This window comes from Klebsiella sp. 141251 (assembly GCF_050600725.1).
GTDB lineage: Bacteria > Pseudomonadota > Gammaproteobacteria > Enterobacterales > Enterobacteriaceae > Klebsiella > Klebsiella aerogenes.
In genome coordinates this window covers 335,771-361,508 of record NZ_JAQIRG010000006.1, presented here as the reverse complement: position 1 = coordinate 361,508, position 25,738 = coordinate 335,771, and the positions used below count along the sequence as shown (strand labels likewise).

Annotated in this window: 19 protein-coding genes and 1 tRNA gene; 13 read left to right on the top strand and 7 right to left on the bottom strand. The window is 52.7% G+C overall.

Going from position 1 to position 25,738, the window contains the following annotated elements; all coding sequences use genetic code 11:
- Positions 1-46 precede the first annotated feature (46 nt).
- The gene (locus PGR09_RS16100) at positions 47-2,449 is read left to right on the top strand and encodes a DUF4062 domain-containing protein (RefSeq protein ID WP_430916302.1); all 2,403 of its coding nucleotides are present in this window, start codon (positions 47-49) and stop codon (positions 2,447-2,449) included.
- Between the two features lie 49 nt (positions 2,450-2,498).
- Here the strand turns inward: PGR09_RS16100 and PGR09_RS16095 are convergent, their stop codons facing one another.
- Together PGR09_RS16095 and PGR09_RS16090 are read right to left on the bottom strand one after the other, a co-directional pair.
- On the bottom strand, positions 2,499-3,626 hold the full coding sequence (locus tag PGR09_RS16095; RefSeq protein WP_430916301.1) for a tyrosine-type recombinase/integrase: 1,128 nt from the start codon (positions 3,624-3,626) through the stop codon (positions 2,499-2,501).
- A gap of 202 nt (positions 3,627-3,828) precedes the next feature.
- Positions 3,829-3,923 (bottom strand) — tRNA-Sec (locus PGR09_RS16090).
- 292 nt (positions 3,924-4,215) lie between these two features.
- Between PGR09_RS16090 and PGR09_RS16085 the strand changes: the two genes are divergently transcribed.
- From PGR09_RS16085 to PGR09_RS16035, 11 genes are all read left to right on the top strand, one after another.
- Positions 4,216-5,610, top strand: a complete 1,395-nt coding sequence (locus PGR09_RS16085; RefSeq protein ID WP_430916300.1) for a glycoside-pentoside-hexuronide family transporter — start codon at positions 4,216-4,218, stop codon at positions 5,608-5,610.
- Positions 5,611-5,622: 12 nt separating this feature from the next.
- Positions 5,623-7,941, top strand: coding sequence for an alpha-xylosidase (yicI, locus tag PGR09_RS16080; protein WP_430916299.1), 2,319 nt, complete (start codon positions 5,623-5,625; stop codon positions 7,939-7,941).
- A gap of 267 nt (positions 7,942-8,208) precedes the next feature.
- The gene (locus PGR09_RS16075) at positions 8,209-9,780 is read left to right on the top strand and encodes a BglG family transcription antiterminator (RefSeq protein ID WP_047078207.1); all 1,572 of its coding nucleotides are present in this window, start codon (positions 8,209-8,211) and stop codon (positions 9,778-9,780) included.
- 10 nt (positions 9,781-9,790) lie between these two features.
- Positions 9,791-10,261, top strand: coding sequence for a PTS sugar transporter subunit IIA (locus PGR09_RS16070; protein WP_047078206.1), 471 nt, complete (start codon positions 9,791-9,793; stop codon positions 10,259-10,261).
- Positions 10,262-10,282: 21 nt separating this feature from the next.
- Positions 10,283-10,597 carry a PTS fructose transporter subunit IIB gene (locus tag PGR09_RS16065; protein ID WP_015369119.1) on the top strand — a complete coding sequence of 105 codons (315 nt, stop codon included), beginning with the start codon at positions 10,283-10,285 and terminating at the stop codon, positions 10,595-10,597.
- Between the two features lie 23 nt (positions 10,598-10,620).
- A complete protein-coding gene (locus PGR09_RS16060) occupies positions 10,621-11,712 on the top strand; it encodes a PTS fructose transporter subunit IIC (protein WP_063416208.1) in 1,092 nt (363 codons plus the stop codon).
- Positions 11,713-11,723: 11 nt separating this feature from the next.
- Positions 11,724-12,575, top strand: a complete 852-nt coding sequence (locus tag PGR09_RS16055; RefSeq protein WP_047078204.1) for a class II fructose-bisphosphate aldolase — start codon at positions 11,724-11,726, stop codon at positions 12,573-12,575.
- A gap of 80 nt (positions 12,576-12,655) precedes the next feature.
- Positions 12,656-13,516 carry a ketose-bisphosphate aldolase gene (locus PGR09_RS16050; RefSeq protein WP_045386571.1) on the top strand — a complete coding sequence of 287 codons (861 nt, stop codon included), beginning with the start codon at positions 12,656-12,658 and terminating at the stop codon, positions 13,514-13,516.
- A 49-nt stretch (positions 13,517-13,565) separates the two neighbouring features.
- Positions 13,566-14,483, top strand: a complete 918-nt coding sequence (locus tag PGR09_RS16045; RefSeq protein WP_032709418.1) for an ROK family protein — start codon at positions 13,566-13,568, stop codon at positions 14,481-14,483.
- The gene (locus PGR09_RS16040; protein WP_047078202.1) at positions 14,480-15,154 is read left to right on the top strand and encodes a D-lyxose/D-mannose family sugar isomerase; all 675 of its coding nucleotides are present in this window, start codon (positions 14,480-14,482) and stop codon (positions 15,152-15,154) included. Before PGR09_RS16045 ends, PGR09_RS16040 begins: the two co-directional genes overlap by 4 nt.
- A gap of 71 nt (positions 15,155-15,225) precedes the next feature.
- Entirely contained in the window at positions 15,226-15,948 is a 723-nt protein-coding gene (locus tag PGR09_RS16035; RefSeq protein WP_430916298.1) for a MurR/RpiR family transcriptional regulator, read from the top strand.
- A 253-nt stretch (positions 15,949-16,201) separates the two neighbouring features.
- Here PGR09_RS16035 and PGR09_RS16030 read toward each other — a convergent pair whose 3' ends face one another.
- From PGR09_RS16030 to PGR09_RS16015, 4 genes are all read right to left on the bottom strand, one after another.
- Positions 16,202-17,581 (bottom strand): glycoside hydrolase, encoded by a 1,380-nt coding sequence (locus tag PGR09_RS16030; RefSeq protein WP_047050350.1) that lies wholly within the window; start codon positions 17,579-17,581, stop codon positions 16,202-16,204.
- A gap of 13 nt (positions 17,582-17,594) precedes the next feature.
- A complete protein-coding gene (locus PGR09_RS16025) occupies positions 17,595-19,154 on the bottom strand; it encodes a PTS transporter subunit EIIC (RefSeq protein WP_430916297.1) in 1,560 nt (519 codons plus the stop codon).
- Between the two features lie 216 nt (positions 19,155-19,370).
- Positions 19,371-21,068 carry an AsmA family protein gene (locus tag PGR09_RS16020; protein ID WP_430916296.1) on the bottom strand — a complete coding sequence of 566 codons (1,698 nt, stop codon included), beginning with the start codon at positions 21,066-21,068 and terminating at the stop codon, positions 19,371-19,373.
- 161 nt (positions 21,069-21,229) lie between these two features.
- The gene (locus PGR09_RS16015) at positions 21,230-22,621 is read right to left on the bottom strand and encodes a nucleobase:cation symporter-2 family protein (RefSeq protein WP_015369129.1); all 1,392 of its coding nucleotides are present in this window, start codon (positions 22,619-22,621) and stop codon (positions 21,230-21,232) included.
- 287 nt (positions 22,622-22,908) lie between these two features.
- Between PGR09_RS16015 and gltS the strand changes: the two genes are divergently transcribed.
- Positions 22,909-24,111 (top strand): sodium/glutamate symporter, encoded by a 1,203-nt coding sequence (gene gltS / locus PGR09_RS16010; protein ID WP_015703819.1) that lies wholly within the window; start codon positions 22,909-22,911, stop codon positions 24,109-24,111.
- A gap of 114 nt (positions 24,112-24,225) precedes the next feature.
- Here gltS and glpK read toward each other — a convergent pair whose 3' ends face one another.
- A complete protein-coding gene (gene glpK / locus PGR09_RS16005; protein WP_045411423.1) occupies positions 24,226-25,737 on the bottom strand; it encodes a glycerol kinase GlpK in 1,512 nt (503 codons plus the stop codon).
- Position 25,738 lies beyond the last annotated feature (1 nt).

Genomic DNA, 25,738 nt, shown 5'->3' with positions numbered 1-25,738 from the left:
TTGTACGTATTATTATCTACTTATTTTAGTAAATACGGTGATATTTATGTCTATCTCAAGGAAAATAGTACGTGTCTTCATTGCTTCCCCGGGAGATTTAGGGGCAGAGCGACATATAGCCCGAGATGTAGCATTTGAAATTAATCAACTTTTAGGTGATACCTTCAGCATTCAATTAGAGATGGTTGGTTGGGAAGAAACCATTGGCTCAATGGGGCGACCTCAAGAGTTGATTAATAAAGACTTAAAGCGTTGTGAGTTGTTTATAGGAATTATTTGGAAACGTTGGGGGACTCCGCCTGATTTAAATGGAAAATACTCGTCAGGCTTTGAGGAGGAGTTTTATCTAGCTAAAGAGCTTTATTCTGAAGGGAAAAAGCCTCAGTTAAGTATGTTTTTCAAAGATGTGTCTGACGACCTGATGAGGGATCCTGGTGCAGACTTACAGAAAGTTATAAATTTCAAAAATGAACTGATCGCACAAAAGGAAATTTTGTTTATGACCTTTTCTGATGAAAAGGCCTTTGAAAAGAAACTTAGGAAAATACTAACGTCTTATATTACAGATTTATATGGGTTAGAACTTTCACAGCAAGAAGATAATATAACCCAATCTCAAAGTGAATTTAATGTAGCAAACGAACCCTTAAAACCTCTTGAAGATAAATATTTTAAGTCAGAAACTATTAATTTCTTGAAAAGTATTACTAACTCATTGGAGTTCAACGGGATCGATGAGCTTTCATCTCACCAAATTGCTTTTTTAAGACTATTAAGTATCTCAATGCGAAAAGGTGGTAACAGTGATTCTTATCTTGATGCACATGACGCCAATCTTATTTACCTGAATGCAAATCAATATGTAATGGGAGGTAATGAAAAAGGTGGGTTAATACTTAGTGGAATTAATAATTTCGATGACCACAATGTTCCTCTCTGGAAATGGATTGAGATTGATAAAGATGAAGCTAATTTAGAAATATATTCAATAATTACAAAAGATAAAAATAGAGTTAATGCTATAAACGCAATGATAACTTTGAATCAGCCATTATCTAATACTTTCTCAAGGGAGTACCTGTTAAAGAATTGGTTTGGTGATGATAATATAAAGGCAGTTAAGACAGCAGCCTTACATTTTCTTTCTTTATTCGGTACTGCAGAAGATATTGTTTTTATTGAGTCTGAAATACAGAAAAATGATCCATCAACAAACGATCTAGCAATTGAAGCAATGATTAGTATATTGTTGAAAGACAGCACGGTTGATGCCTTTGATATGATTCTTAAATATCAGCCAGCGAGCTTAAATGAGAATATAATTAAATCGTTTGCTGATAATGCGTTCCACTTATCACTAGAGCAATTAAAAAAAGCTATTGTTAACCGTTGTAATCTAGTCAGGATAATGGCTTATGACATAATAAAAAAAGATTACGGTTTTGATGAATCTTTGAGGGATTATATATTACAATCTGAACATATGGATATAAAATTCAAAATGTTAATAGATATGGCGGAGGATGACTTTATAAATGCACGAGCTCTTGCTAACACATGGTTAGTTTACAAAGATGATAAAGGTAAGGTTCGAACAGAGCAATATGATAAATTTGTGACTGATACTATGTATCATGAAGATAGAGAAGTTATTGAAAGAATCTATAAAGATGAGTTCCGGTTTGATGGTGTGCCTCTTTTGTCGTTGGCTAAAAAAGGTATTGATAAATATATTACTGAAGTCAAAACCACTCTAGAGGATGGTTGCGAAAACCATTTTAAGTATGTTACTTCAAAATATAATCAAGGTCTGGGGGATAATTTTAGCTCTATCTTTGACAAAATAAAGGGCGGGGTTCAGCAGGATATTTGTGTTCTCTATGCAGATTGGATTGCATCAAAAAAGAATAAAAGCGATATTCATTTGATTAGGTCTTATTTGAAAAACGAAAACTCTTTGATATCAAGCAATATAATTTCATATTTTTCAAGGTTTGGTGAGTGGTGTGATGTAAATGTGTTGGTTAATTATGATAAATCATCTAAATGGTCAATTAAAAAACATGATTCCAATCCATCCAAGTTAAAAAATATGCTTTGCCAAACAATAATAAAATTGTCAGGTGTAAAGATTTCGGAATTGTTAGAAATGCATATGGGTGAAGATCTTAGAAAATCTATTATTGCTAAGATAAGTAAAGCTGGTATAAATCGATTATCTATCGATCAAGTTGTTAACTTGATGAATTCAGATAACAGTAAAACTAGAGAGGCCATGTGTCTGAAATATATAAACTGTGTGTCTAAAGAAAAAATAATTCAAGTTCAAAACATAATATTAGAAAAGGACACCTATTATTATAATGTTGTGCATTGGTTAGACTTAGGTGTCTCACTTAAAAAAGAGTGGTCTCAGAATGCTACTAATAGATTACTGAGCCTTTTATAATTTTGCTTTTGATAAAATAGTGAGTATTTTTACCAAGGCTAGCAATTGGTTAATTGCTAGCCTTGGTAATTGCTAACACTTTATCAGAATAAAACTGCATCATTCCACGACGTTGAATCAAATACTGTGCATGATTGTATGTTCCACGAATACTATTTTTATCTACATGAGCCAACTGCATCTCAATCCATGCACTATCAAATCCTTGCTCATGCAAGATTGTCGACATCGTATGTCTAAATCCGTGACCTGTAGCGCGTCCTTTGTAACCAAGTAACTCAATCACCTGTGACACGCTTTCTTTAGAAATTGGTTTGCTACGGTTATTTCTACCAATAAAAATATAGGGATAATGGCAGGTTATTGGTTTGAGTTGCTTGAAAAGATCGATCACCTGAGTAGATAGAGGCACAATGTGAGGCCTACGTATTTTCATCCGTTCAGCGGGGATTTCCCATATACCTTTCTCAAGATCTACCTCATACCACGTAGCAAAGCGCATCTCTTGGGTTCGAACACCAGTTAACATAACTATCTTTGTAGCATTCTTCGTAATGATACTGCCGGTATACGCTTCCAGATCTCGAATAAAATGAGGTAACTCTTCTGCGGATAAAAAAGGATGGTGTTTTTGCTTGGGAACGGCCAGAGCGATAGCTAAATCAGGCGCTGGGTTGTATTCAGCACGGCCAGTTATGATTGCATAGCGATAGACCTCGCCGCATCTTTGGCGCACTTTTCTGGTCTTCTCCAGCGCTCCACGCTTCTCAATTCGTCGCAGCACTTTAAGTAATTCTAACGGTTTGATCTCACCGACAGGACGTTTGCCGATGAATGGGAAAACATCTTGCTCGAAGGTCTTAATGATTTCGTCGCGGTATGCCACTGTCCAGCGGTCAGCTTTGTTTGCATGCCATTCGCGGCTTATGGCTTCGAATGAGTTTTCGGTTGAAAGCTGCTGTGCCAGTTTTTGCGCTTTCCGTTCCTCAACCGGATCAATGCCATTAGCAACTTGCTTGCGGGCGGCCTCGCGCTTTTCACGAGCTTCAGCGAGGCTTATCAAGTCGTAGCTGCCAAATGACATTAACCGCGCTTTTCCAGCGAGGCGAAAACGGAACCGCCAGCCCTTCGAACCATCGGGATTGATAAGCAATGACAGGCCTTGCCCATCGTTCAATGTGTAGGGTTTGTCTTAGGGCTTTGCTCGTTTGATTTATATGTCTGTCAGTGCCATGTGTATAAAAAACCTATACACATCACTATACATTTTTTTCATGGATTCAGGGAGAACTTGTCGGACGATTACGGATGAGCGATTAACTATATGTATTGAAAATAAAGGAATTTTTAGACGTTCTTGGATAGCGGCGGAGGAATTTTGGCGGAAGATCACAGGAGTTGAACCTGCCCGGGACCGCTGGCGGCCCCAACTGGATTTGAAGTCCAGCCACCTCACCGGAGATGACGATCTTCCGCGCCTCGATTGCTACATGGAGGCGGGGCGCATTATAGCTACTTTCAGGCATTTACCACATACCTAAACGCACTTTTTTACTGTTAAAACTGGACTTTGCAGAACAGTCTGAGACAAATCCGTTCAAAATCCATGGGTTACACTTTTTCACACTCTTTCGGGCTACCGCGATCACAGAAAACAAGAAACGTAATTTGATAACGAGATATCGCAATTCATCTTACTGCGCCAAAGGGTTACAAAAACCGTAACCGGTACCAATCCGCGGTGCCGCTAAGGGAATAGTGCGCAAATGAAAGATCATATTCTGTCCGTCAAAGAGAAAATTGGCTACGGTATGGGTGACGCCGCCAGCCACATCATTTTTGATAACGTCATGTTATACATGATGTTTTTCTACACCGATATTTTCGGTATCCCCGCCGGCTTTGTCGGCACCATGTTCCTGCTGGCGCGGGCGCTGGATGCGATTTCCGACCCGTGCATGGGCCTGCTTGCCGACCGTACCCGCAGCCGCTGGGGTAAGTTCCGCCCGTGGATCCTCTTCGGCGCTATCCCGTTCGGCCTCGTCTGCGTGCTGGCTTACAGCTCGCCGGATTTAAGCCACAACGGCAAGCTGATCTACGCCGCCGTGACCTACACGCTGCTGACCCTGCTCTACACCGTAGTGAATATCCCCTACTGCGCGCTGGGCGGCGTGATCACCGACAACCCGACGCAGCGCATCTCGCTGCAGTCCTGGCGTTTCGTGCTGGCGACGGCGGGGGGCATGCTCTCCACCGTGCTGATGATGCCGCTGGTCAACTTTATCGGCGGCGAAGATAAAGCGCTCGGCTTCCAGGGTGGCATTGCGGTACTGTCGGCGATCGCCTTCCTGATGCTGGCCTTCTGTTTTTTCACCACCAAAGAGCGTGTCGAAGCGCCGCCGAGCAGTACCTCGATGCGTGAAGACCTGCGCGATATCTGGCGCAATGACCAGTGGCGGGTAGTCGGCGTGCTCACCATCCTCAATATCCTCGCGGTCTGCGTTCGCGGCGGCGCGATGATGTACTACACCACCTGGATCATGGGCTCGGCGGCGCTGTTCACCGTCTTCCTCACCACCTACTGCGTCGGCAACCTGATTGGCTCGGCGCTGGCGAAGCCGTTGACCGACTGGAAATGCAAAGTCAGCGTCTTCTGGTGGACCAACGCCCTCCTGGCGGTGCTCAGCGTGGCGATGTTCTTCGTACCGATGGACGCCGAAATCACCATGTTCGTCTTTATCTTTATCATTGGCGTACTGCACCAGCTGGTGACGCCAATCCAGTGGGTGATGATGTCCGACACCGTCGACTACGGCGAATGGTGCAACGGCAAACGCCTGACCGGCATCAGCTTCGCCGGCACCCTGTTTGTGCTCAAGTTAGGGCTGGCGCTGGGCGGCGCGCTGATCGGCTGGATGCTGGCCGGCGGCGGCTATGACGCCGCCGCTAAAACCCAGAATAGCGCCACCCTCACCATCATTATCGCCTTGTTCACCCTCGTTCCGGCGGTGTGCTACCTGCTGAGCGCGGTAATCGCCAAACGCTACTACACGCTGAAAACGCCGTTCCTGAAAAAAATGATGGCCGAGCTGGCCGAGGGCGCGCGTCGCAACGAACAAGAATTCACGGCAGCCCCGATCGAAAAAGAATGGCAAAACTAAGAGGACGTTTTAATGAAAATCAGTGATGGAAACTGGCTCATTCAACCAGGGCTCAACCTGATCCAACCCGTACAGGTTTACGAGGTGGAGCAGCAGGGGAATGAAATGGTGGTCTATGCCGCGCCGCGCGATGTCCGCGAACGCGCCTGGCAGCTGGATACGCCATTGTTCACCCTGCGCTTTTTCTCGCCTCAGGAAGGGATAATCGGCGTGCGCATGGAGCACTTCCAGGGCGCGCTGGATAACGGCCCGCACTATCCGCTGAACGTGCAGAAAGACGTCCATGTCGAAATAGAAAATACGGCCGAGTTCGCCGAGCTGAAAAGCGGCAGCCTCAGTGTGCGCGTCACTAAAGGTGAATTCTGGGCGCTGGATTTTCTGCGCGACGGCGTGCGTATCACCGGTAGCCAGCTGAAAAACAACGGCTACGTCCAGGATAGCAAGACCCAGCGCAACTACATGTTTGAGCGCCTCGACCTCGGCGTCGGTGAAACCGTCTACGGCCTCGGCGAGCGCTTTACCGCGCTGGTGCGCAACGGCCAGACGGTAGAAACCTGGAACGAAGACGGCGGCACCAGCACCGAGCAATCCTACAAAAACATTCCGTTCTACCTGACCAACCGCGGCTACGGCGTACTGGTGAATCACCCGCAGCGCGTCTCTTTCGAGGTGGGCTCGGAAAAAGTCTCTAAAGTCCAGTTCAGCGTTGAGGGCGAATATCTCGAGTACTTCGTGATCGACGGCCCGACGCCGAAAGCGGTGCTTAACCGCTATACGCAGTTCACCGGCCGCCCGGCGCTGCCGCCGGCATGGTCGTTCGGTCTGTGGCTGACGACCTCGTTCACCACCAACTATGACGAAGCGACTGTAAATAGCTTTATCGACGGTATGGCCGAGCGCCATCTGCCGCTGCACGTCTTCCACTTCGACTGCTTCTGGATGAAGGCCTTCCAGTGGTGCGATTTTGAATGGGATCCGCTAACTTTCTCGGACCCGGAGGGGATGATCAAGCGTCTGAAGGCGAAAGGGCTGAAGGTCTGCGTGTGGATCAACCCTTACATCGGCCAGCGCTCGCCGGTGTTCAAGGAGCTCAAAGAGAAAGGCTACCTGCTGAAGCGCCCGGACGGTTCGCTGTGGCAGTGGGATAAGTGGCAGCCGGGGCTGGCGATTTATGACTTCACCAACCCGGAAGCCTGCCAGTGGTACGCCGACAAGTTAAAAGGCCTGGTGGCGATGGGGGTCGACTGCTTTAAGACCGACTTCGGCGAGCGTATCCCGACCGACGTGCAGTGGTTTGACGGTTCCGACCCACAGAAAATGCACAACCACTACGCATTCATCTATAACGAGCTGGTGTGGAAGGTGCTGAAAGAGACCGTCGGTGAGCAGGAGGCGGTGCTGTTCGCCCGCTCCGCCTCGGTGGGGGCGCAGCAGTTCCCGGTGCACTGGGGCGGCGACTGCTACGCCAACTACGAATCGATGGCGGAAAGCCTGCGCGGCGGGCTGTCGATCGGCATGTCCGGCTTCGGCTTCTGGAGTCACGATATCGGCGGTTTCGAAAACACCGCGCCAGCCCACGTTTATAAGCGCTGGTGCGCCTTTGGCCTGCTCTCCAGCCACAGCCGCCTGCACGGCAGCAAATCCTATCGTGTGCCGTGGGCCTACGACGAAGAGTCCTGTGACGTGGTGCGCCACTTCACGCAGTTGAAATGCCGCATGATGCCGTATCTCTATCGCCAGGCGGCGCTGGCCAACGAGTTCGGCACTCCGATGTTGCGCTCGATGATGCTCGAATTCCCCGACGATCCCGCCTGCGACTATCTCGACCGCCAGTATATGCTGGGCGATTCGGTCCTGGTGGCGCCGGTGTTCTCCGAAGCGGGCGAGGTGCAGTTTTATCTGCCGGAAGGGCGCTGGACGCATCTGTGGCATAACGATGAAGCGCAGGGTAGCCGCTGGCATAAGCAGCGTCACGATGTGCTGAGTCTGCCGGTCTACGTTCGTGACAACACCCTGCTGGCGCTGGGCAACAACGACCAGAAACCCGATTATGCCTGGCATGAAGGCACCGCCTTCCAGCTGTTCCAGCTTGGCGATGGCAATGAAACGGTCTGTCAGGTTCCGGCGGCCGACGGTTCCGCGATCTTCACTCTGAAGGCGAAGCGCCAGGGCAACACCATTACCGTGAGCGGCGAAGGCGAAGCCCGCGGCTGGACGCTGTGTCTGCGCAATATCCCGCAGATAGCGGGCGTGCAGGGTGGGACGCAGGCGGGCAGCGAACTGGGCGTGGTGGTGAGCGCCCAGGGCAATGCGCTGACGATTACGCTATAAATAACAACTCCCGCAGCATATCGCGGGAGTTATTCTTTCTGCGAATTTGAGATCGTTATCACGTATATTAATGACTGAAATGTGATCTGACTTATAAATATCGGTCATTTCTCTGTCTTGTCTTATTTCTGTCCGGATATCCGGACACGATTTAGTATTGTTGTTTACCCCCCGTCTCCCTATATTTATCCTCAATGATTTTCATAGAGATCGCGTCGTATAGCGATATCTTATTGGCATTAATCTGCTATGCAATAAGGGTAAATAATGCAAATGGTTACCTCGCGACAGAACAGATTATTAAAATTTCTCCTGCCTAAACGAGAATACGTTACGTTATTAAAAATGGCTGAATACTTAAATGTTTCAGAAAAAACAGTTCAGCGTGACTTACGTTTTCTTGAACAATGGCTCTCTGACTGGAAAATCAGTATTGATAAACGTGCCGGCGCGGGCGTCATGCTATTGGCTGATAACGTCGCCGATCTGTTGCAATTAGACCAGTTACTCAGTAGCGAAAGTGATGATACAGATGCCATGATGAATAATTCCCGGCGTGTGAAAATTGCTTCTCAGTTATTAAGTGAAACGCCGCGCGAAACATCGATCAGTAAATTGTCTGAACGTTATTTTATTAGCAGCGCCTCGATTGTAAATGATTTAAAAGTGATCGAATCATGGATTAGGCCACTGGGTCTGATGCTTATTCGTAGCCAGAGCGGCACTCATATTGAGGGGAGTGAATCACATGTTCGCCAGGCTATGGCCTTATTAATTAATGGTGTTATTAACCATAATGAACCAGGAAATATTATTCACTCCCGTCTGGATAGTGGTAGCTATAAGGCCCTGGTGCATTATTTTGGTGAAGAAGATGTCATCTTTGTGCAGTCGCTTCTTCAGGATATGGAACGAAAATTAAGTTGGTCGCTAGGCGAGCCATATTACGTCAATATCTTCACCCATATCCTGATTATGATGTATCGCATAACCCGCGGCAATGCCTTACCGCGCCGGGAACAGGGACATCCGTTATTTGATGAGTCCATCTTTCGTATCGCGCAGAATATGCTGCAAAAAATTGAGGCCCGCATTGCCCATCCTTTACCAGAGGACGAAAGCTGGTTTATTTATCAATACATTATTTCGTCCGGCATGCTGGTGGAAGAACGTGATGATGTCAGCATGCTGCGCAATATACATTCCAGCGATGAGGCCCGGCAAATCACCTCCCGGCTGATCGCCCTGTTTTCCTCGGTGGTTGATATCGATCTTACGCATGACACCGCGTTATATGAAGGGCTGCTCATTCATATTAAGCCGCTGCTTAACCGGCTGAATTATCGTATCTATATCCGTAATCCGCTGCTGGAAGATATCAAGGGTGAATTAACAGAGGTGTGGCCATTAACTCTGCGGGTGGTGAATCAGGTATTTGCCGCCTGGGGCGAGAACGCGGTTTCGGAAGATGAAGTGGGTTATTTAACCGTGCATTTCCAGGCCGCGATGGAGAGGCAGGTGGCCAGAAAGCGAGTTCTGTTGGTGTGTTCGACCGGGATTGGTACTTCGCATCTGTTGAAAAGCCGGGTCCTCAGGGCCTTTCCTGACTGGACCATCGTCGGCGTACTGCCTGCGGGTAGTCTACATACGCTACAGCGACAGGATGATATTGAACTGGTCATTTCAACCATTCATCTGCCGGAGATTGCGTTACCGGTAGTCTATGTCACGGCTTTTTTTAACGATGCCGATATTAAGCGGGTGACAGAAAAAGTTATCACCGAGAAATTACACCATGCTGCAACATCAACTGCCAGCAATGAAATTTTATATCCATGAGGTAAATAATATGGACATCAGCCGGATTTTAAATACTAAGCGTGTATTGCTGGATATGAAGGCCACGACTAAAAGTGAAGTTATTGAAGAATTAACCGATCTGCTGCAGAAAGATGGGGCCATAAGCTGTCGCGAAACGTTTATTAACGACGTTTGGCAGCGTGAATCGGAAGGTTCGACCGGATTTGAAAATCACATCGCTATTCCTCATGGGAAATCATCCGCGGTGCTGAATACTACGCTCGCCATTGGTCGTACTCGCCAGGATATTGCCTGGGAAACGCTCGATGGAAGCCAGGTTCGTTGCATTATTTTATTTGCCGTCCGTCTGGAAGACCAAAATACCACCCATATCCGCTTACTCTCCCAGGTCGCTGGAGCGTTGGCCGATGATGACATTATTGCGCAATTGCTCGAAGAAACCAGTCCGCAGAAGATTATTGATCTCTTTAGTCAATATGCTGAATCGGATGTTTACTAACAATAACTATTGGAGTCTGAGATGAATATTGTCTGTGTTGCCGCCTGTACGGCGGGTATTGCTCATACTTATATCGCACGTGAGAAGTTAATGAAAGGCGCGAAAGCGCTGGGCCACAATGTCAAAGTTGAAACTCAGGGAACAATAGGTACTGAGAATGAACTGACAACTGAAGATATCGCTGCCGCCGATGTCGTTATTCTTGCCGTTGATGTGAAAATTAAAGGCGAAGAGCGTTTTAAAAACAAACGAATTGTCCGCGTGAAAACGGAGGTCGTTATTAAATCACCGATTCAGTTTATCGAAAAGGTCGAGAAATCCTTAGCTAATGCCTGATCCTTATTCTGGAGGGATCTACCATGAGTGAGAATAAACCACCTGTTTCGCAGGAAATTAAAAAGCATTTATTAACGGGTATTTCATGGATGATACCGCTGATTGTTGCCGCCGGGATCTGCATTGCCCTCGGTCAGGTCCTGGGCGGTACCAATGTCGCCGAGAAAGTCGGCACCATTCCGTGGATGTTGAATCAAATCGGCGGTTGGGGGATGGGGCTCATCGTCCCGCTCATCTGCGCGGCGATTGCATATTCAATCGCCGACAGACCCGGTTTTGCCCCAGGTCTGATAGTTGGGTTTGTCTGCGGGCAAATCCACACCGGTTTCATCGGCGGGATGCTGGGCGGTTTCCTGGTAGGTTATACGGTGCTGCTGTTAAAGCATTACGTTCGATTGCCAAAATCGATGCAAGGGCTGATGCCCATTATGGTGTTGCCGGTATTAAGCACCATTATCAGCGGTCTGTTGATGATGACCCTGATAGGCAAGCCGATTGCCTGGCTGCAGGAGGCCTTGATTCATCTGTTGGAGTCGATGCAGGGCGGTTCACGATTCCTGTTGGGGGCCATTCTTGGCGCGATGGCCACCTTTGATTTTGGCGGGCCGGTGAATAAAACCATGTCGTTATTCGCCGATGGCTTGCTGGTGAGCGGGGTCTATGGGCCGGAGGCGGTCAAGTTTGTCGGCTCCATGATCCCGCCGTTCGGTATTACGTTGTCCTTCCTTCTGACCCGCCATAAATATACCCGTGCCGAAAGTGAAGCGTTAAAGGCCGCCTTCCCGATGGGTATTTGCATGATCACCGAAGGGGTGATCCCTATCGCGGCCCGCGATCTGCTGCGGGTGGTGGGATCCTGCGTCGTGGCTTCAGCGGTGGCAGGCGGCTTGATTATGACCTGGGGCGTGGAAAGCCCGGTGCCACATGGCGGTATGTTTGTGGTGCCGCTATTCACCCATCCACTGCTGTTTTGTCTGGCGCTGGCGATTGGGACGGTTATCTGCGGCGTGATGTTGTCGCTATGGAAAAAACCGGTCACGGGGCGTGATGAAGAGTTTGATGAACTGAGCGACCAAAAAGTCGCCGATGATGAAATCACCTTTACCCTTGAGTAAACGGAGGCCCTATGTTTGCCGATATGAAGCAGATGGTTGAGAAAGCCTGGCGTGAACAGTATGCCCTGCTGGCGATTAACTGTATGAATCTGGAGAGTGCCCGCGCCGCGGTACGCGTGGCGGAAAAATACCGCGCGCCGATTATTCTCAATCTCTATCAGGGCCATCTGGCGCATTTCCCTCCAGCGACGGCGATGGCGGTGGTCAGGACCCTTGCCGAAGAGGCCAGCGTTCCCGTGACCTTGAGTCTCGATCATGGGAAAGAACCGGTGAAGATCCGTCAGGCTTTTCGCGCTGGATTCAGCGGGTTGATGATTGATGCTTCTGCATTTCCACTTGCGGAAAATATCCGCCAGACCCGCGAAGTCACCACTCTGGCTGCCAGCATCGGGCTGTGTGTTGAAGGGGAATTGGGGCATCTGGCGGATGCTCCGCGCTATGACTCTGCGACGAACGCCGACCTGATGACGCAACCTGAGGACGTCGCCCCGTTTATCGAGCAAACCGGTATCGACTTACTGGCGGTCTCCGTCGGCACGGCCCACGGCATGTATGCGCCTGGGGTCACGCCCGCGCTGGACTTTGACCGTCTGGCGCAGGTGCAGCGAGCCTCTTCGGTGCCCTTGGCCCTGCACGGCGGCAGCGGCACGCCATTTGATCAGCTTGCCTGCTGCCCGGCATTTGGCGTGGCGAAGATTAATGTCGGCGCGGCGGTGTTTGAGGCAGGTAAAGCCGCACTACTCCATACCCTTTGCCATGACAGCTCTATTGAACTGGCCGATGCCATGGCGGTGATGGAACACGCCAGCGCTGAAGCTATCGTCCCTTACTTACAAGCATCCGGCGCGATAAACCGCGCCTGATTCACTTATCAGTCACGCCCTCTATGCCAGCGCATATTCGCCCTGGCAGGGCGAACTACACCCTGAAACTGGAGAAGACCATGTTAGTTTCCATGCAAGAAATACTTAAACCGACTCGTGAACACGGCTTTGCTATCGGCGCATTTAACGTTGCGGACAGCTGCTTTATTCGCGCCGTCGTGGAAGAGGCGGAAGCGACAAATACTCCCGCCATCATTTCAATTCACCCCAGCGAGCACGACTTTGTCGGCGATTCCTTTTTTAGCTACGTGCGGGATATCACCCAGCGTAGCCGGGTGCCGTTTACATTACATCTCGATCATGGCGCCTCGGTGGAGCATGTTCTGCGTGCGATCCAGTGCGGTTTTACCTCGGTGATGATCGATGGGTCGCTGCTGCCCTATGAAGAAAACGTCGCTCTAACTCGGGAAGTGGTCAGGCTGGCGCATGCGGTTGGCGTCTCTGTCGAAGGTGAACTGGGGACCATCGGCCAAACGGGAACGTCTGTAGAGGGCGGAGTGTCGAAAGTGACTTATACCGACCCGGCGCAGGCGCAGGATTTTGTCACGCGTACCGGCGTCGACACGCTGGCGGTGGCGATTGGTACCGCGCACGGCATCTATCCAAAAGGGATGCAGCCTGAACTGCAGATGCACATCCTGCGCGATATTGCCGGACGAGTGTCGATTCCGCTGGTGTTGCACGGCGGCTCCGCCAATCCGGATGCGGAAATTGCCGAGGCGGTCACGCTCGGAGTCGGGAAAATCAATATCTCCAGCGATATGAAACACGCCTACTTCCTGAAAGTACGTGAAATTTTAAGTAAAGAGAGCTGGTGGGATCCGAATGTGATTTATCCGGAACCGATTAATGCCGCACGTGAAGTTATTCGCCACAAAATGAAGTTGTTTGGTTCCACCGGCAAAGCAAGCTTGTATTGACCCAGTCGGAAGGCGGGTACGCCCGCCTTCCAATCGGCAGGAGGCAAAGATGAATTACCTCGGACTGGATGTCGGTGGGACGAAAATCGCCGCCGTCGTGATGGATGAGCAGGGACGGGAGCGGGGGCGTTACCGCCGCGCAACACGGAAAGAAAACCGTCAGGCATTTATATCGTGCATCGTGGATTTCGTTGCCGATATTCGCGCGCGGACGGGAACGCCGATGGCTATTGGCATCGCGTTGCCGGGTAGCGTTTCGCCACAGCATGGCGCCATTCGTAACGCCAACATTCAGGTAATTAACGGCTATCGTTTACAGGATGCGCTTGAACAGGCGCTCGGTCAGCCGGTGGTGTTAGCCAACGATGGCAATTGTTTCGCCTTATCAGAAGCATGCGATGGCGCCGGAGAAGGGTTTTCATCGGTTTTCGGCATGACGTTAGGGACCGGCTGCGGAGGTGGTATTACCCTGGAGCGGCAGCCTTTCGTCGGCGCCTCAGGTATTGCCGCAGAGTGCGGGCATATCGCCTTGCCTGGCTATTCTCCTGAGGAGGATGGGCCGCCGACACGTTGTTATTGCGGCAGATTTAACTGTGTGGAGTCTTTTATTTCCGCAACGGGGCTACGTGAACGCTATCGACTGCTCAGCGGAGAGCGTTTGTCGAGCGAGCAGATTCTCGCCCGCGCGCAGGCGGGAGAATCCGCCGCTTGCCATCAGATCCATCGCTTTCGTCAACAGTTGGCGCGGACGCTGGCGACTATTGTCAATATCATCGATCCCGGCGTGATTGTGTTGGGCGGCGGTTTATCCAACGCGCCGCAGCTGGTAGCGGATTTACCATCGGCGGTCGCCCCGTTGGTCTTCACCGACCATTTTTCTACCCCTATCATTTCTGCGCGGCATGGCGACAGTAGCGGTATGCGCGGCGCTGCCTGGCTTGCCGTGCGAAGCGGAGTTAAACCATGAAACGTTCCCAGATTAACTATGCGATAGATAAAGCGCTGGCGATGGCCGAAACTTTTCGCATCAGCCTGCCGGAATTTGCCCACTTTACGGCATCAATCTGGCCGCAGAAGCGGCATGAAGGTTGGCATGAAGTCCAGGATCTACAGCTTGGATGGGATGTGACGGATTTCGCCAGCGGTTGCTTTCGCGAAACGGGCCTTACGCTGTTGACGTTACGCAACGGTTCCTTATCCGACCCGCGTTATACCAAACCCTACGCGGAAAAAATGTTGCAGATTCAGCAAGATCAGCAAACCCCCTGGCATTTCCATTACCACAAAATGGAGGACATCATTAACCGCGGCGGCGGCGACCTCTGCATGCAACTGGCCTGGGCGACGCAGGACGAACAGTTAGACCAACAGCGCCATGTTAGCGTGATGATCGATGGCTGCCAGCGTACGCTGAAACCCGCTGAGACGCTGGTGCTGCATCCGGGGCAGAGCGTCTGTCTACCGGTGGGCCTCTATCATCGCTTTTGGGCCGAAAAAGGGATAGTGATGGGTTGGGAGATTTCAATGGTTAATGACGACCATACGGATAATCGTTTTCTCGAAGCGGGCGGGCGCTTTCCCTCCATTGAGGAAGATGAACCTGCAAGATGGCTGCTGTGCAGTGAATACCGGCAGTGACGTTGAGAGCCATCCCACAGACCGATTTGCCCTCCGGTGGTAGCGTAATCTGCCGCTGAGAGGAGCCCGTAATGGACTTAGAAAATATCTTTCGTGACGTGAAGTTGAGTAAAACCGAACTGACCGTGCTGCGTTTTATTCAGAATGACCCGCAGCTGTGTATCCGCGAAGGGATCCGCACCGTTGCGGAGCGCTGCTACAGTAATCCTTCTTCGCTGGTGCGGCTGGCGAAGAAGCTTAAGTTCAGCGGCTGGCTGGAGCTGGTCTATTTCATCAAGTTCAATATCACCATGCCAAAACTCGATGTCACCAACGATATTGATTATATGAGCATTCAGCCAGCGGAGGCGCTGACGCCGCTGCTGGCAGGCCTTGAGCAGCAGCGTATTTTGATCCACGGCAGCGGCTTTTCGCAGCTGATCGCCCAGTATATTTATAATAAGTTTCTCGTTACCGGCGTGAACGCCAGCCTGGCGCTGTGGCCCGATTACGAAATCCTTGAGCAAAAAAACGCTGCCCGCTTTGATTCTATCTGGATCATTTCGAAATCCGGACGCAGCAGTTCGGCGTTAAATTGGGTTAAGGCGCTGGAAGGTAAGGAGATAAACCTGGTTTGCTTTACCGGCGATTATCAAAGCCCGCTGGCGCAGGCCGCGAATACGGCGTTTATTATTCACGACCCGCAGAAGTTTGACGATGATATTTACTGGAGCAACCCGTTTTTTGGCTACTGCATATTGGGCTTTGAGCGGTTGTTAAAAATGTGGTTTACCAGCGTACGTAGCAATAGGTAGCCCCGCTAAGCGTAGCGCGAGCGGGGGATAGTTCCCGGATAGCGGCTGTCGCCTTATCCGGGCTACTCAATCGGGTGGGCTGTAGCCCCGCTAAGCGTAGCGCGAGCGGGGGAGTTCCCGGATAGCGGCTGGCGCCTTATCCGGGCTACTCAATCGAGCGGGCTGTAGCCCCGCTAAGCGTAGCGCGAGCGGGGTATAGTTCCCGGATAGCGGCTGGCGCCTTATCCGGGCTACTCAATCTAGCGTGAACTCGTTACCGCCACCCGGCGAACTGTTCATCGTCGAGATAGGCCGCAACCAGCCTCTTCGCCAGCGAATATGAACCGACCAGCGGATGAGCCATTAACGCCTGCACCGCCAGCGATTTGTCCTGCTGCAGAATCGCCGCCACCGCCAGCCGTTCATACTCCTTCACGCTGGCAATCATATTTTTCTGCGCCGTCGGTACCTTAACCGGCGTCACTGGCTTAAGACCCTCTTTGCTCAGATCGCAGCTGATTTCAATTACATCGTCGGGACGTAAAAAATCGAGCGTGTCGTTATTCTGTATCGACACCACAATGCGTTTGGTGGTGGTGCTGTTGACCGCCTCCAGAATATCCAGCGCCACCCCGGCGTAGCCGCCGGTATCCGGCTCTTCGATAAACTGCCGCAACGTTAACGGCTCGCGGGTATGGAATTTTTCCTGCTGCGACTCGTTCTGCATATAGCTGTTTTCGCGGCGCAGGTAGTGCTTCATCCAGATGGTAAAGGCCGCCTGCGGATCCGCTTTAACATCCACGCCGCTTAGCTCCTGACGCATATCGTGGTTGATACGGGCAATCTGCTCGCCGCGGGTCTCCGGCGCCTGTTGAATCGCTCGTAGCGCCACTTCGCGATAGTAGTAGTAATAGAGATACTCGTTGAGCAACTGGTTATCGCACAGTTTGACCAGCTCCGGCGAGAAGTACTGCATCGCCGTTTTGCGATACAAATCCGGGTTGGCGACCAACTGGGCGGTAACATCTTCCCCGCGCACGGTGAAATGCGTAAACCAGGAAAAGTGGTTTAAGCCGTAGCATTCCACGCTCAGGTCGTGCGGGTCGCAGCTGAGGATCTCCGGCAGCTCGCGGATGAGCTCCGACGGCGCATCGCAAATCCCGTACACCCGGCGTTTGAAACCGGATTTGATAATCGCCTCGGTAACCAGCCCGGACGGATTGGTAAAGTTAAACAGGATCGCGTCTTTGTCGGCGTGTTCCTCGATCAACTGACAGTAGCGCAGGATCGCCGGGATCGAGCGCATCGCCATGGCAAAACCGCCCGCGCCGGTGGTCTCCTGGCCCAGCGTGTTATGCTCCAGCGCAATCCGCTCGTCGCGGATGCGGCTCTCATCGCCGCCGACGCGCAGCGTGGTAATCACGTAATGGGTACCCTGCAGCGCGGCAATCGGATCGCTGGTGGTAGTAAAATGAATATCCGGGCGAATGGTATTAAATACATAGCGGGCGATTTCACCAAATAGCGATAAATTCTCCGCTGAGCTATCCTGAAATACCACTTCCGTTAAACCAATGCGGTGCGCGTTATAAGCCAGCGACTTCGCCAGAAATGCAGAGCGTACGCCGCCCCCGCCTAATACGGTTAATTTCATATATTACTCCCAATTAATTATCTGCTAGCCAGCTATCAACCCGGGAACGGACTTGCCCGACTTTGACGCCATAAATAACCTGAACTTCATTACGATTGCGTACTACGCCATTTGCGCCGGTGCTTTTTAATATTTCATCATCAACTAATGCCATATTATGGACGGCCACCCGCAGGCGCGTGAAACAGTTATCAACGGAGATAATATTGGCTTTACCGCCTAAACCATTAATAATTTCATCTGTCATCGACTGCGGGCCGCTGACTTTTTTACGGTAGTCCGCCTTACTGTATAACTTGACGTTATCGTCATCCTCGCGGCCCGGCGTTTTCAGATTTAACTTCATGACCAGCGTGCGGAATATCGCGTAATAAACGATAAATTGACCAATACCGATCAGCACGTACCCAGGCCAGCGGGTTAACGACACCGGCAGCGGCAGGTTGTAGATCAGAAATTCAATCAGGCCGGAGGCGCCCCACGGTCGCACGGTGAAGATGTCGCAAATTGCCTGTGAAGCGGCGGTTAAGGTCGCATGGATCACCCACAGCAGCGGCGAGACAAATAAGAAGGTGAACTCAATGGGTTCGGTGATGCCGGTTAGCATCGAGGTGATAATCGCCGGCAGCAGAATCGCCTTCGCCATCGCTTTCTTCTCCGGCTTCGCGGTGTGATAAAACGCCAGCGATGCGCCCGCCAGGCCAAAGATGGTGGTCATCCCCTGTTGCGAGAAACGCAACGCGTCGTTCATCACCGGGGTCAGGTCTGGATGGCGCATATAGGCGAGGAAAATCGCCTGGGTGCCGGAGACCACCTGGCCATCGACATTCAGCGTGCCGCCGATTTGCGTGAGCTGGAAAGGCGACCACACGAAATGGTGCAAGCCGGTGGGAATAAGGAATTTTTCAAAGAAGCCGTAGACAAACACTCCCGCGACGCCGGCGTTCTTCATAAACCCGGTCAGCGCGCTAATGCCGTGGGTCATAAACGGCCAAATCCAGGTAAAAGCAATGGCGTAGCAGATAATGACTGGCGTCATCGCGACCAGCGTCAGCTTCGCCCCGCCATACATCGATAGCGCGCCGGGCAGCTCAATATTGGAGACTTTATTATGTACCCAGGCAATGGTGCAGCCAAGGATGATTCCGAGGAATACCCCCATATCGACGACCACAAAGCCTAATAGCTGCGTTTGCCCGGTGCCGTAATATTCGCCGTTAATTTTTTCCGCCACCGCATGCGTATGTTCCAGCCATGAATGGTTGGCGCCGAGAAACATGATAAAACACATCACCGAGACAAGCGCGACTTCCGTTTTTTTATCTTTTGCCAGGCCGTAACTTATTCCCACGCAAAACAATAATCCGAGGTTACCGAATAATGGCCAGAAGGTATCGCCAAGCAGTTGCCCTAATTGATGAAGGAAACTGGTTTCAGCAATAAGAGTTGGGTTAGTTAAGACGGAACTGAGAGCCAGAATTAATCCAATGACCGGCAAGAACAATACTGCGCCGATCATGGCCCTGGAGAATTTTTGCATATTCTCCAGAATACGTTGACGTATTACAGACATGGTTGTTCCTTTTATTTTTGTAGGTACAGGGGATCATTATTTTTATCAACTTCCAGTATTTTGGTTATAGCAATTCTGATATTTGAAAGGAACCTGTTGCGGGAAATAGGTACAAATAGCCGCTCATTGCGCACAGGTTTCAGCTCCCTCTCCCTGAAAGGGAGAGGGAGCTGTCAGAGCTGAGTTTTGCGGGGAGAGGGCAGGGTGAGGATGACTTTACTGCGGCGCGGCGGGCGCGTTGCTAACCTCGCCGTTGCGCATCACCTGCGCCGCCTGCTGCTTATCCATATTGGCGGCGCTGAGCTGGCCGTTGACGCTCGGTTTCAGCGGCGCATTGGCCTGCATGCTACCGTTCGCGGTTAGCTGGAAGTTGCCGTCGCCGCTAATCGGCAGCGCAGGCCAGCCCCAGGCCTGCAGAATATTCAGCGGCACGCCGCGGCCGTTCAAGCTCAGATTAACCTGGCGTTGCGGCAATTGTGACACCGCGGCGGTCGCCTGCAGAATGCCGCGCTCGGTAAAAGCGCTCAGCTCGCTGATGTTGACCGTCGAAGCGTTCGCGCTCAGCTTCAGCGACGGGCGGCGTACGTCGATGCGGTTGAAGGTCGCGGCGGCGGCATTGAGGTTGGCGCTACCGTTCCACACGCCCCACTGGCCATCTTTCACCAGCTGTAGTTCATCGCCGTAACCGTCCAGCGCGGTGATCTGCCACGGGAAGGCCGGGTCGATATCGATAATCAGATTTCGGCTGGCGCTGAATTTCTTCAACGTCAGGCTTTGCAGCCAGCTCGGCATCGGCTCCATCCACAGCTGTTTCCAGTTGGACGGCAGCGTATATTCCAGCCCGGCGAAGACGGCATCGTCGAGCACCAGCGCATTACCGGCGCGCAGCCAGTTGCCGGAGGTACGCACCATGCCGCCCTCCCAGCGGGAGCTGAACTGGCGCAGCGCAATGCCCTGCGGCGAGAATTCGGCATTGACGATGGGATCGAGGAAATTCAACGAACCGTAGATAAACTCGCTGGCGTTCATCGATAGCGTCCCGTCGTCGCTCTGCCAGCCGTTATGGCTCAAAGTCAGATTGCGCAAGTTGAGGTCGAGGTCGGTCACCGCCCAGCCTGGCCCCTGCAAACGAGCATCGGTCACATCCAGCCGGCCAATCTGCAGCGACGGCACCGAGGTGAGCGGCGCAAGGAACTCATTCAGCGGTTTGGTGCTCTGTAGCCGAATTTCATTCAGGCGCAGGTTATCAACCAGCCAGCTACCGTCGGCGCGGCGTTTGGCGTTGCCGGTCAGCGTGCCGCGCGCGATATCGGCGCCAAGGGTGTTCAGAGTCACCTCGCCGTTATCAATTGCCCCCTGGATCAGGACGTTGCTGGCTTCGACGCCGTTAATATTCATCGAGCCCGCGCTCATCTGAATTTGCGCTTTTCTGCCCAGCACGTCGCCCGCTTCCGGCTGCCACGGCATCACGCCGCCGGTCACCCGCTGCGCGCTCAGGTTCCACTCGCTGTCCGGGCTGTTAAAGGCCATATCGCGTAGCTGCAGGCGGTCGGCGGCAAACGGCATCGAGGCGGAAGCCGGAGAGAGATTCAGCGTGCCGTCGCTGAGGACGATTTCATCGGCGTGCAGCGGGTCGCTGAACTGGCGGGTGCTAAAACCGATATCCACCGTTCTGGCGACCAGCGTCGGCGGCTTGCCGTCGCGGCCAAAGGTGACATTTTGCAACTGCAGATGCAGTGGGGAAGAGAAGTCATGCGCCATCTTATCGAAGGCGATTTTCCAGCCGGTGCTTTCGCTTAACCAACTGCTCGCCTGGCGCGCCCCCCAGCGGGTTTGCAGCGCAAAGTAAGCGGCGACGATAACGACCAGCAGGGCGATCAGCAGCCAGAGAATCAGCTTTCCAAGAAATTTCATGATCTTCCATCCTGATAAGTACACATCACCGTGTTATGCACGATTTATGCGCAATCCTCAAGGCAGGAATAGTGAAATGAGATGAAGTGAGGTGAAGAGATGTTACAGCCGCCGCGCTCCCTGGTCGCCGTGGCGATACCGGGGAGCGCAACTTCAATGCGTTAGTTCTTCTCAGGTGGGAAGATTAAATTCAGAACAATCGCCGTGATACCGCCAGCGGCAATACCGGAGGAGAGCAGGTTTTTCAGCCAGTCCGGCGCGAACTGCAGGATCAGCGGCTGCTGCGATACGCCGAGACCCACCGCCAGAGAGAGGGCGATAATCAGAATGGCGCGGCGATTCAGCGGCTCGCGGGAGACGATGCGCACGCCGGATGCGGCAATGGTACCGAACATCACCAGCGTCGCGCCGCCAAGTACCGGCTCAGGAATATGCTGTACAAAGCCGCTTACCGCCGGGAACAGGCCGAGCACAATCAGCATCAGCGCCACCACAAAGCCCACATAGCGGCTGGCGACGCCGGTCAGCTGGATCACGCCGTTGTTCTGGCCGAAGCAGGAGTTCGGGAAGGTATTGAAAACGGCGGAAACAAATGAGTTCAGGCCGTTCGCCAGTACGCCGCCTTTCAGGCGTTTCATATACAGCGGGCCGGAGACCGGTTGTTCAGAGACGTCGGAGGTGGCGGTGATATCGCCGATCGTTTCCAGCGAGGTGATCATAAAGACCAGCATCAGCGGCAGCAGCAGGCTCCAGTCGATGCCCAGGCCGTAATAGAGCGGCGTAGGGATAGTGATCAGGCTGCTGTTGGTAGGCGCGGTGTTAGCCGGCAGCATATCGAGGAACCACGCCGCCAGATAACCGGCAGCCATCGCGATGACCAGCGAGGCGATGCGCAGGTACGGGTTGCGCTGGCGGTTGAGGATAATGATCAGCGCCAGCACGATGCCCGCCAGCAGCAGGTTTTTCGGCGCGCCGAAGGTGTGGTCGGCCATCGCCGCATAGCCGCCGCCGATAGAAGTCAGGCCAACCTGAATCAGCGACAGGCCGATAATCATCACCACCACGCCGGAGACCAGCGGCGTAATAATGCGGCGCGCCAGATGCAGAACCCGCGAGAGGACCATTTCGGTGCAGCTCGCCAGCATCAGGGTGCCGAACAGCGCGGCCATCATCGTCGGCACGTCGGCGCCGCCGGTTTTCAGCGCGGTGCCGCCCATAATCAGCGGGGCGACGAAGTTGAAGCTGGTGCCCTGGATGGAGAGCAGGCCGGAGCCTACTGGTCCCCAGGCTTTAATCTGGATAATGGATGCCACGCCGGAGGCGAACAGCGACATGCTGATGATGTGTTGCGTATCTTCGGCCGGAAGGCCGAGCGCCTGACAGATAAGCAGCGCCGGGGTGATGACCGCGACAAACATCGCCAGCAGGTGCTGGAATGCGGCAAACAGCGTTTGCGGAAGCGGCGGACGGTCTTCGAGGCGATAGATTAATTCGCTGGCTGGTTTATGCGCAACCGGTTGCGCATTTTCTGACTCTGCGGTCGTAACGGACATCACAAACAATCCCAAGGTGGCAAAGCGGGAATTTTATCGGACTGTAGACCAAAAGCAAACGTTTGCCACGATTTGGCGCGAAAAATATCCTCACTGAATAGATGTAACAAATTAATTAACATTTTGTATGCTTGATCGCATCAACGCTAATACAAAATATCTTTTTCTGTCATTTTTTGCGCACTTCTGCTTAAAATCGCTCTCCGACTCCTCAAGATGAGAAGTAATCGACACCAGGAATACCGTCGCGTGTGAATGAATCATGCGCCCATAAGGAGCTCTTTTTTATGTTGCATCTCGATACCTTATCGACGCTCGTTGCCGCAACCATGGTGTTGCTTTTAGGGCGAAAGCTCGTTCAGAACGTCCCATTCCTCAAAAAATATACCATTCCTGAACCCGTCGCCGGCGGCCTGCTGGTGGCGCTGGCGCTGCTGGTTTTGAAAAAAAGCATGGATATCGAAATTGATTTCGATATGAGCCTGAAGGACCCGCTGATGCTGGCATTCTTCGCCACTATCGGCCTTAACGCTAACCTTGCCAGCCTACGGGCGGGCGGCAAAGTGCTTGGCACTTTCCTGATTGTGGTGGTAGGCCTGCTGCTGCTGCAGAACGCGCTCGGTATCGGCATGGCGAAGCTGCTGGGGCTGGATCCGCTGATGGGCCTGCTGGCCGGTTCTATTACGCTTTCCGGCGGTCACGGCACCGGGGCGGCGTGGAGTAAATTGTTCGTTGAGCGTTACGGATTTGCCAACGCCACCGAGGTCGCCATGGCTTGCGCAACCTTCGGCCTGGTGCTCGGCGGCCTGATCGGCGGGCCGGTGGCGCGTTATCTGGTGAAGCACTCTTCCTCGCCGGACGGTACGCCGGACGACCAGCTGGCGCCGACGGCGTTTGAGAAGCCGGATATGGGCCGCATGATCACCTCGCTGGTGCTGATTGAAAGTATTGCGTTAATCGCTATCTGCCTGACGGTAGGGAAGGTGGTTGCGCAACTGCTGGCAGGCACCGTGTTTGAATTGCCGACCTTCGTCTGCGTGCTGTTTATCGGCGTGATCCTCAGCAACGGCCTGGCGCTGGCTGGGCTGTATCGCGTGTTTGACCGCGCGGTATCGGTACTGGGCAACGTCAGCCTGTCGCTGTTCCTCGCGATGGCGCTGATGAGCCTCAAGCTGTGGGAACTGGCGTCGCTGGCGCTGCCGATGATTATTATTCTGGCGGTGCAGGCGGTGGCGATGGCGCTGTATGCGGTGTTTGTGACTTACCGGATGATGGGCAAGAACTATGATGCCGCCGTGCTGGCAGCCGGTCATTGCGGGTTCGGGCTTGGCGCGACGCCGACGGCGATTGCCAATATGCAGGCGATTACCGACCGTTTTGGCCCGTCGCATATGGCTTTCCTGGTGGTGCCGATGGTGGGGGCGTTCTTTATCGACATCGTCAACGCGCTGGTGATTAAGCTGTACCTGTTGCTGCCGATATTTGGCTGATAAAAAACCCGGAGGCGGTGCTGCGCACCTGTCCGGGCTACAAGATCGTGCTGTTTGGGATTTTGTAGCCCGGCTAAGGCGTTTACGCCGCAAGCCGGGAATACCTCCACAATCTTACGCTTCGTCGTGCTCTTCCCACGCTAACGCGCGTTTCACCGCTTTCTTCCAGCCGCTGTAACGATAGTTGCGCTCGGTGGTTTCAATACCCGGGCGGAATTCACGTTCAATCACCGCTTTCTCCTGCAGCTCGTCGAGGTTTTGCCAGAAGCCGACCGCCAGACCTGCCAGATAGGCGGCGCCCAGCGCCGTGACTTCACGCACTTCCGGGCGTTCCACGCGGGTGCCGAGAATATCGGACTGGAACTGCATCAGGAAGTTGTTGGCGACCGCGCCGCCGTCCACGCGCAGGGCGTGCAGACGAATACCGGAGTCGGCCTGCATCGCTTCCAGAACGTCACGCGTCTGATAGGCGATAGATTCCAGCGTGGCGCGGATAATATGGTTGGCGTTCACCCCGCGGGTCAGGCCGAAAATCGCGCCGCGGGCATACGGATCCCAGTACGGCGCGCCAAGACCGGTAAAGGCCGGCACCACATACACGCCGTTGGTGTCCTTCACCTTAGTGGCGAAGTATTCAGAATCGAAAGCATCGTTGATGAGTTTCATTTCATCACGCAGCCACTGAATCGACGCCCCGGCCATAAACACCGCGCCTTCCAGCGCGTAGTTCACTTCGCCGGTCGGGCCGCAGGCGATGGTGGTCAGCAGGCCGTGGGTTGAGGTCACCGCCTTTTCACCGGTGTTCATCAACATGAAGCAGCCGGTACCGTAGGTATTTTTCGCCATCCCTTCTTTCACGCACAGCTGGCCAAACAGCGCCGCCTGCTGGTCGCCGGCGATGCCGGAGATAGGAATACGGGTGCCGCCTTTGCCGCCGATGTTGGTCTGGCCGTACACTTCAGAAGACTTACGTACTTCCGGCAGCATGGCGCGCGGGATATCCAGCGCGTCGAGCATTTTGTCGTCCCAGTCCAGTTCATGGATGTTGAACAACATGGTACGCGAGGCGTTGGTGTAGTCGGTGACGTGCACGCGCCCCTGGGTCATTTTCCAGATAAGCCAGGTATCAACGGTACCGAACAGCAGCTCGCCGCGCTTGGCGCGCTCGCGGGCGCCTTCGACGTGGTCAAGGATCCACTTCACTTTGGTGCCGGAGAAGTACGGGTCCACCACCAGGCCGGTGGCTTTACGGATGTACTCTTCCATGCCGTCGCGCTTGAGCTGCTCGCAGATATCCGCGGTACGGCGACACTGCCAGACGATAGCGTTGTAAATAGGCTTGCCGGTCTCACGCTCCCATACGATGGCGGTTTCACGCTGGTTGGTGATGCCGATGGCGGCAATTTCGTCGGAGTTGATGTCGGCTTTCGCCAACACTTCGACCAGCGTAGAGCTCTGCGAGGCCCAAATCTCCATCGGGTCGTGCTCAACCCAGCCTGGCTTCGGATAAATTTGTTCGAATTCACGCTGTGATACGCTGACGATATTGGCGTCGTGATCCATCACGACGGCGCGGGAGCTGGTAGTGCCCTGGTCGAGCGCAACGATATATTTTTTCTCGGTCATA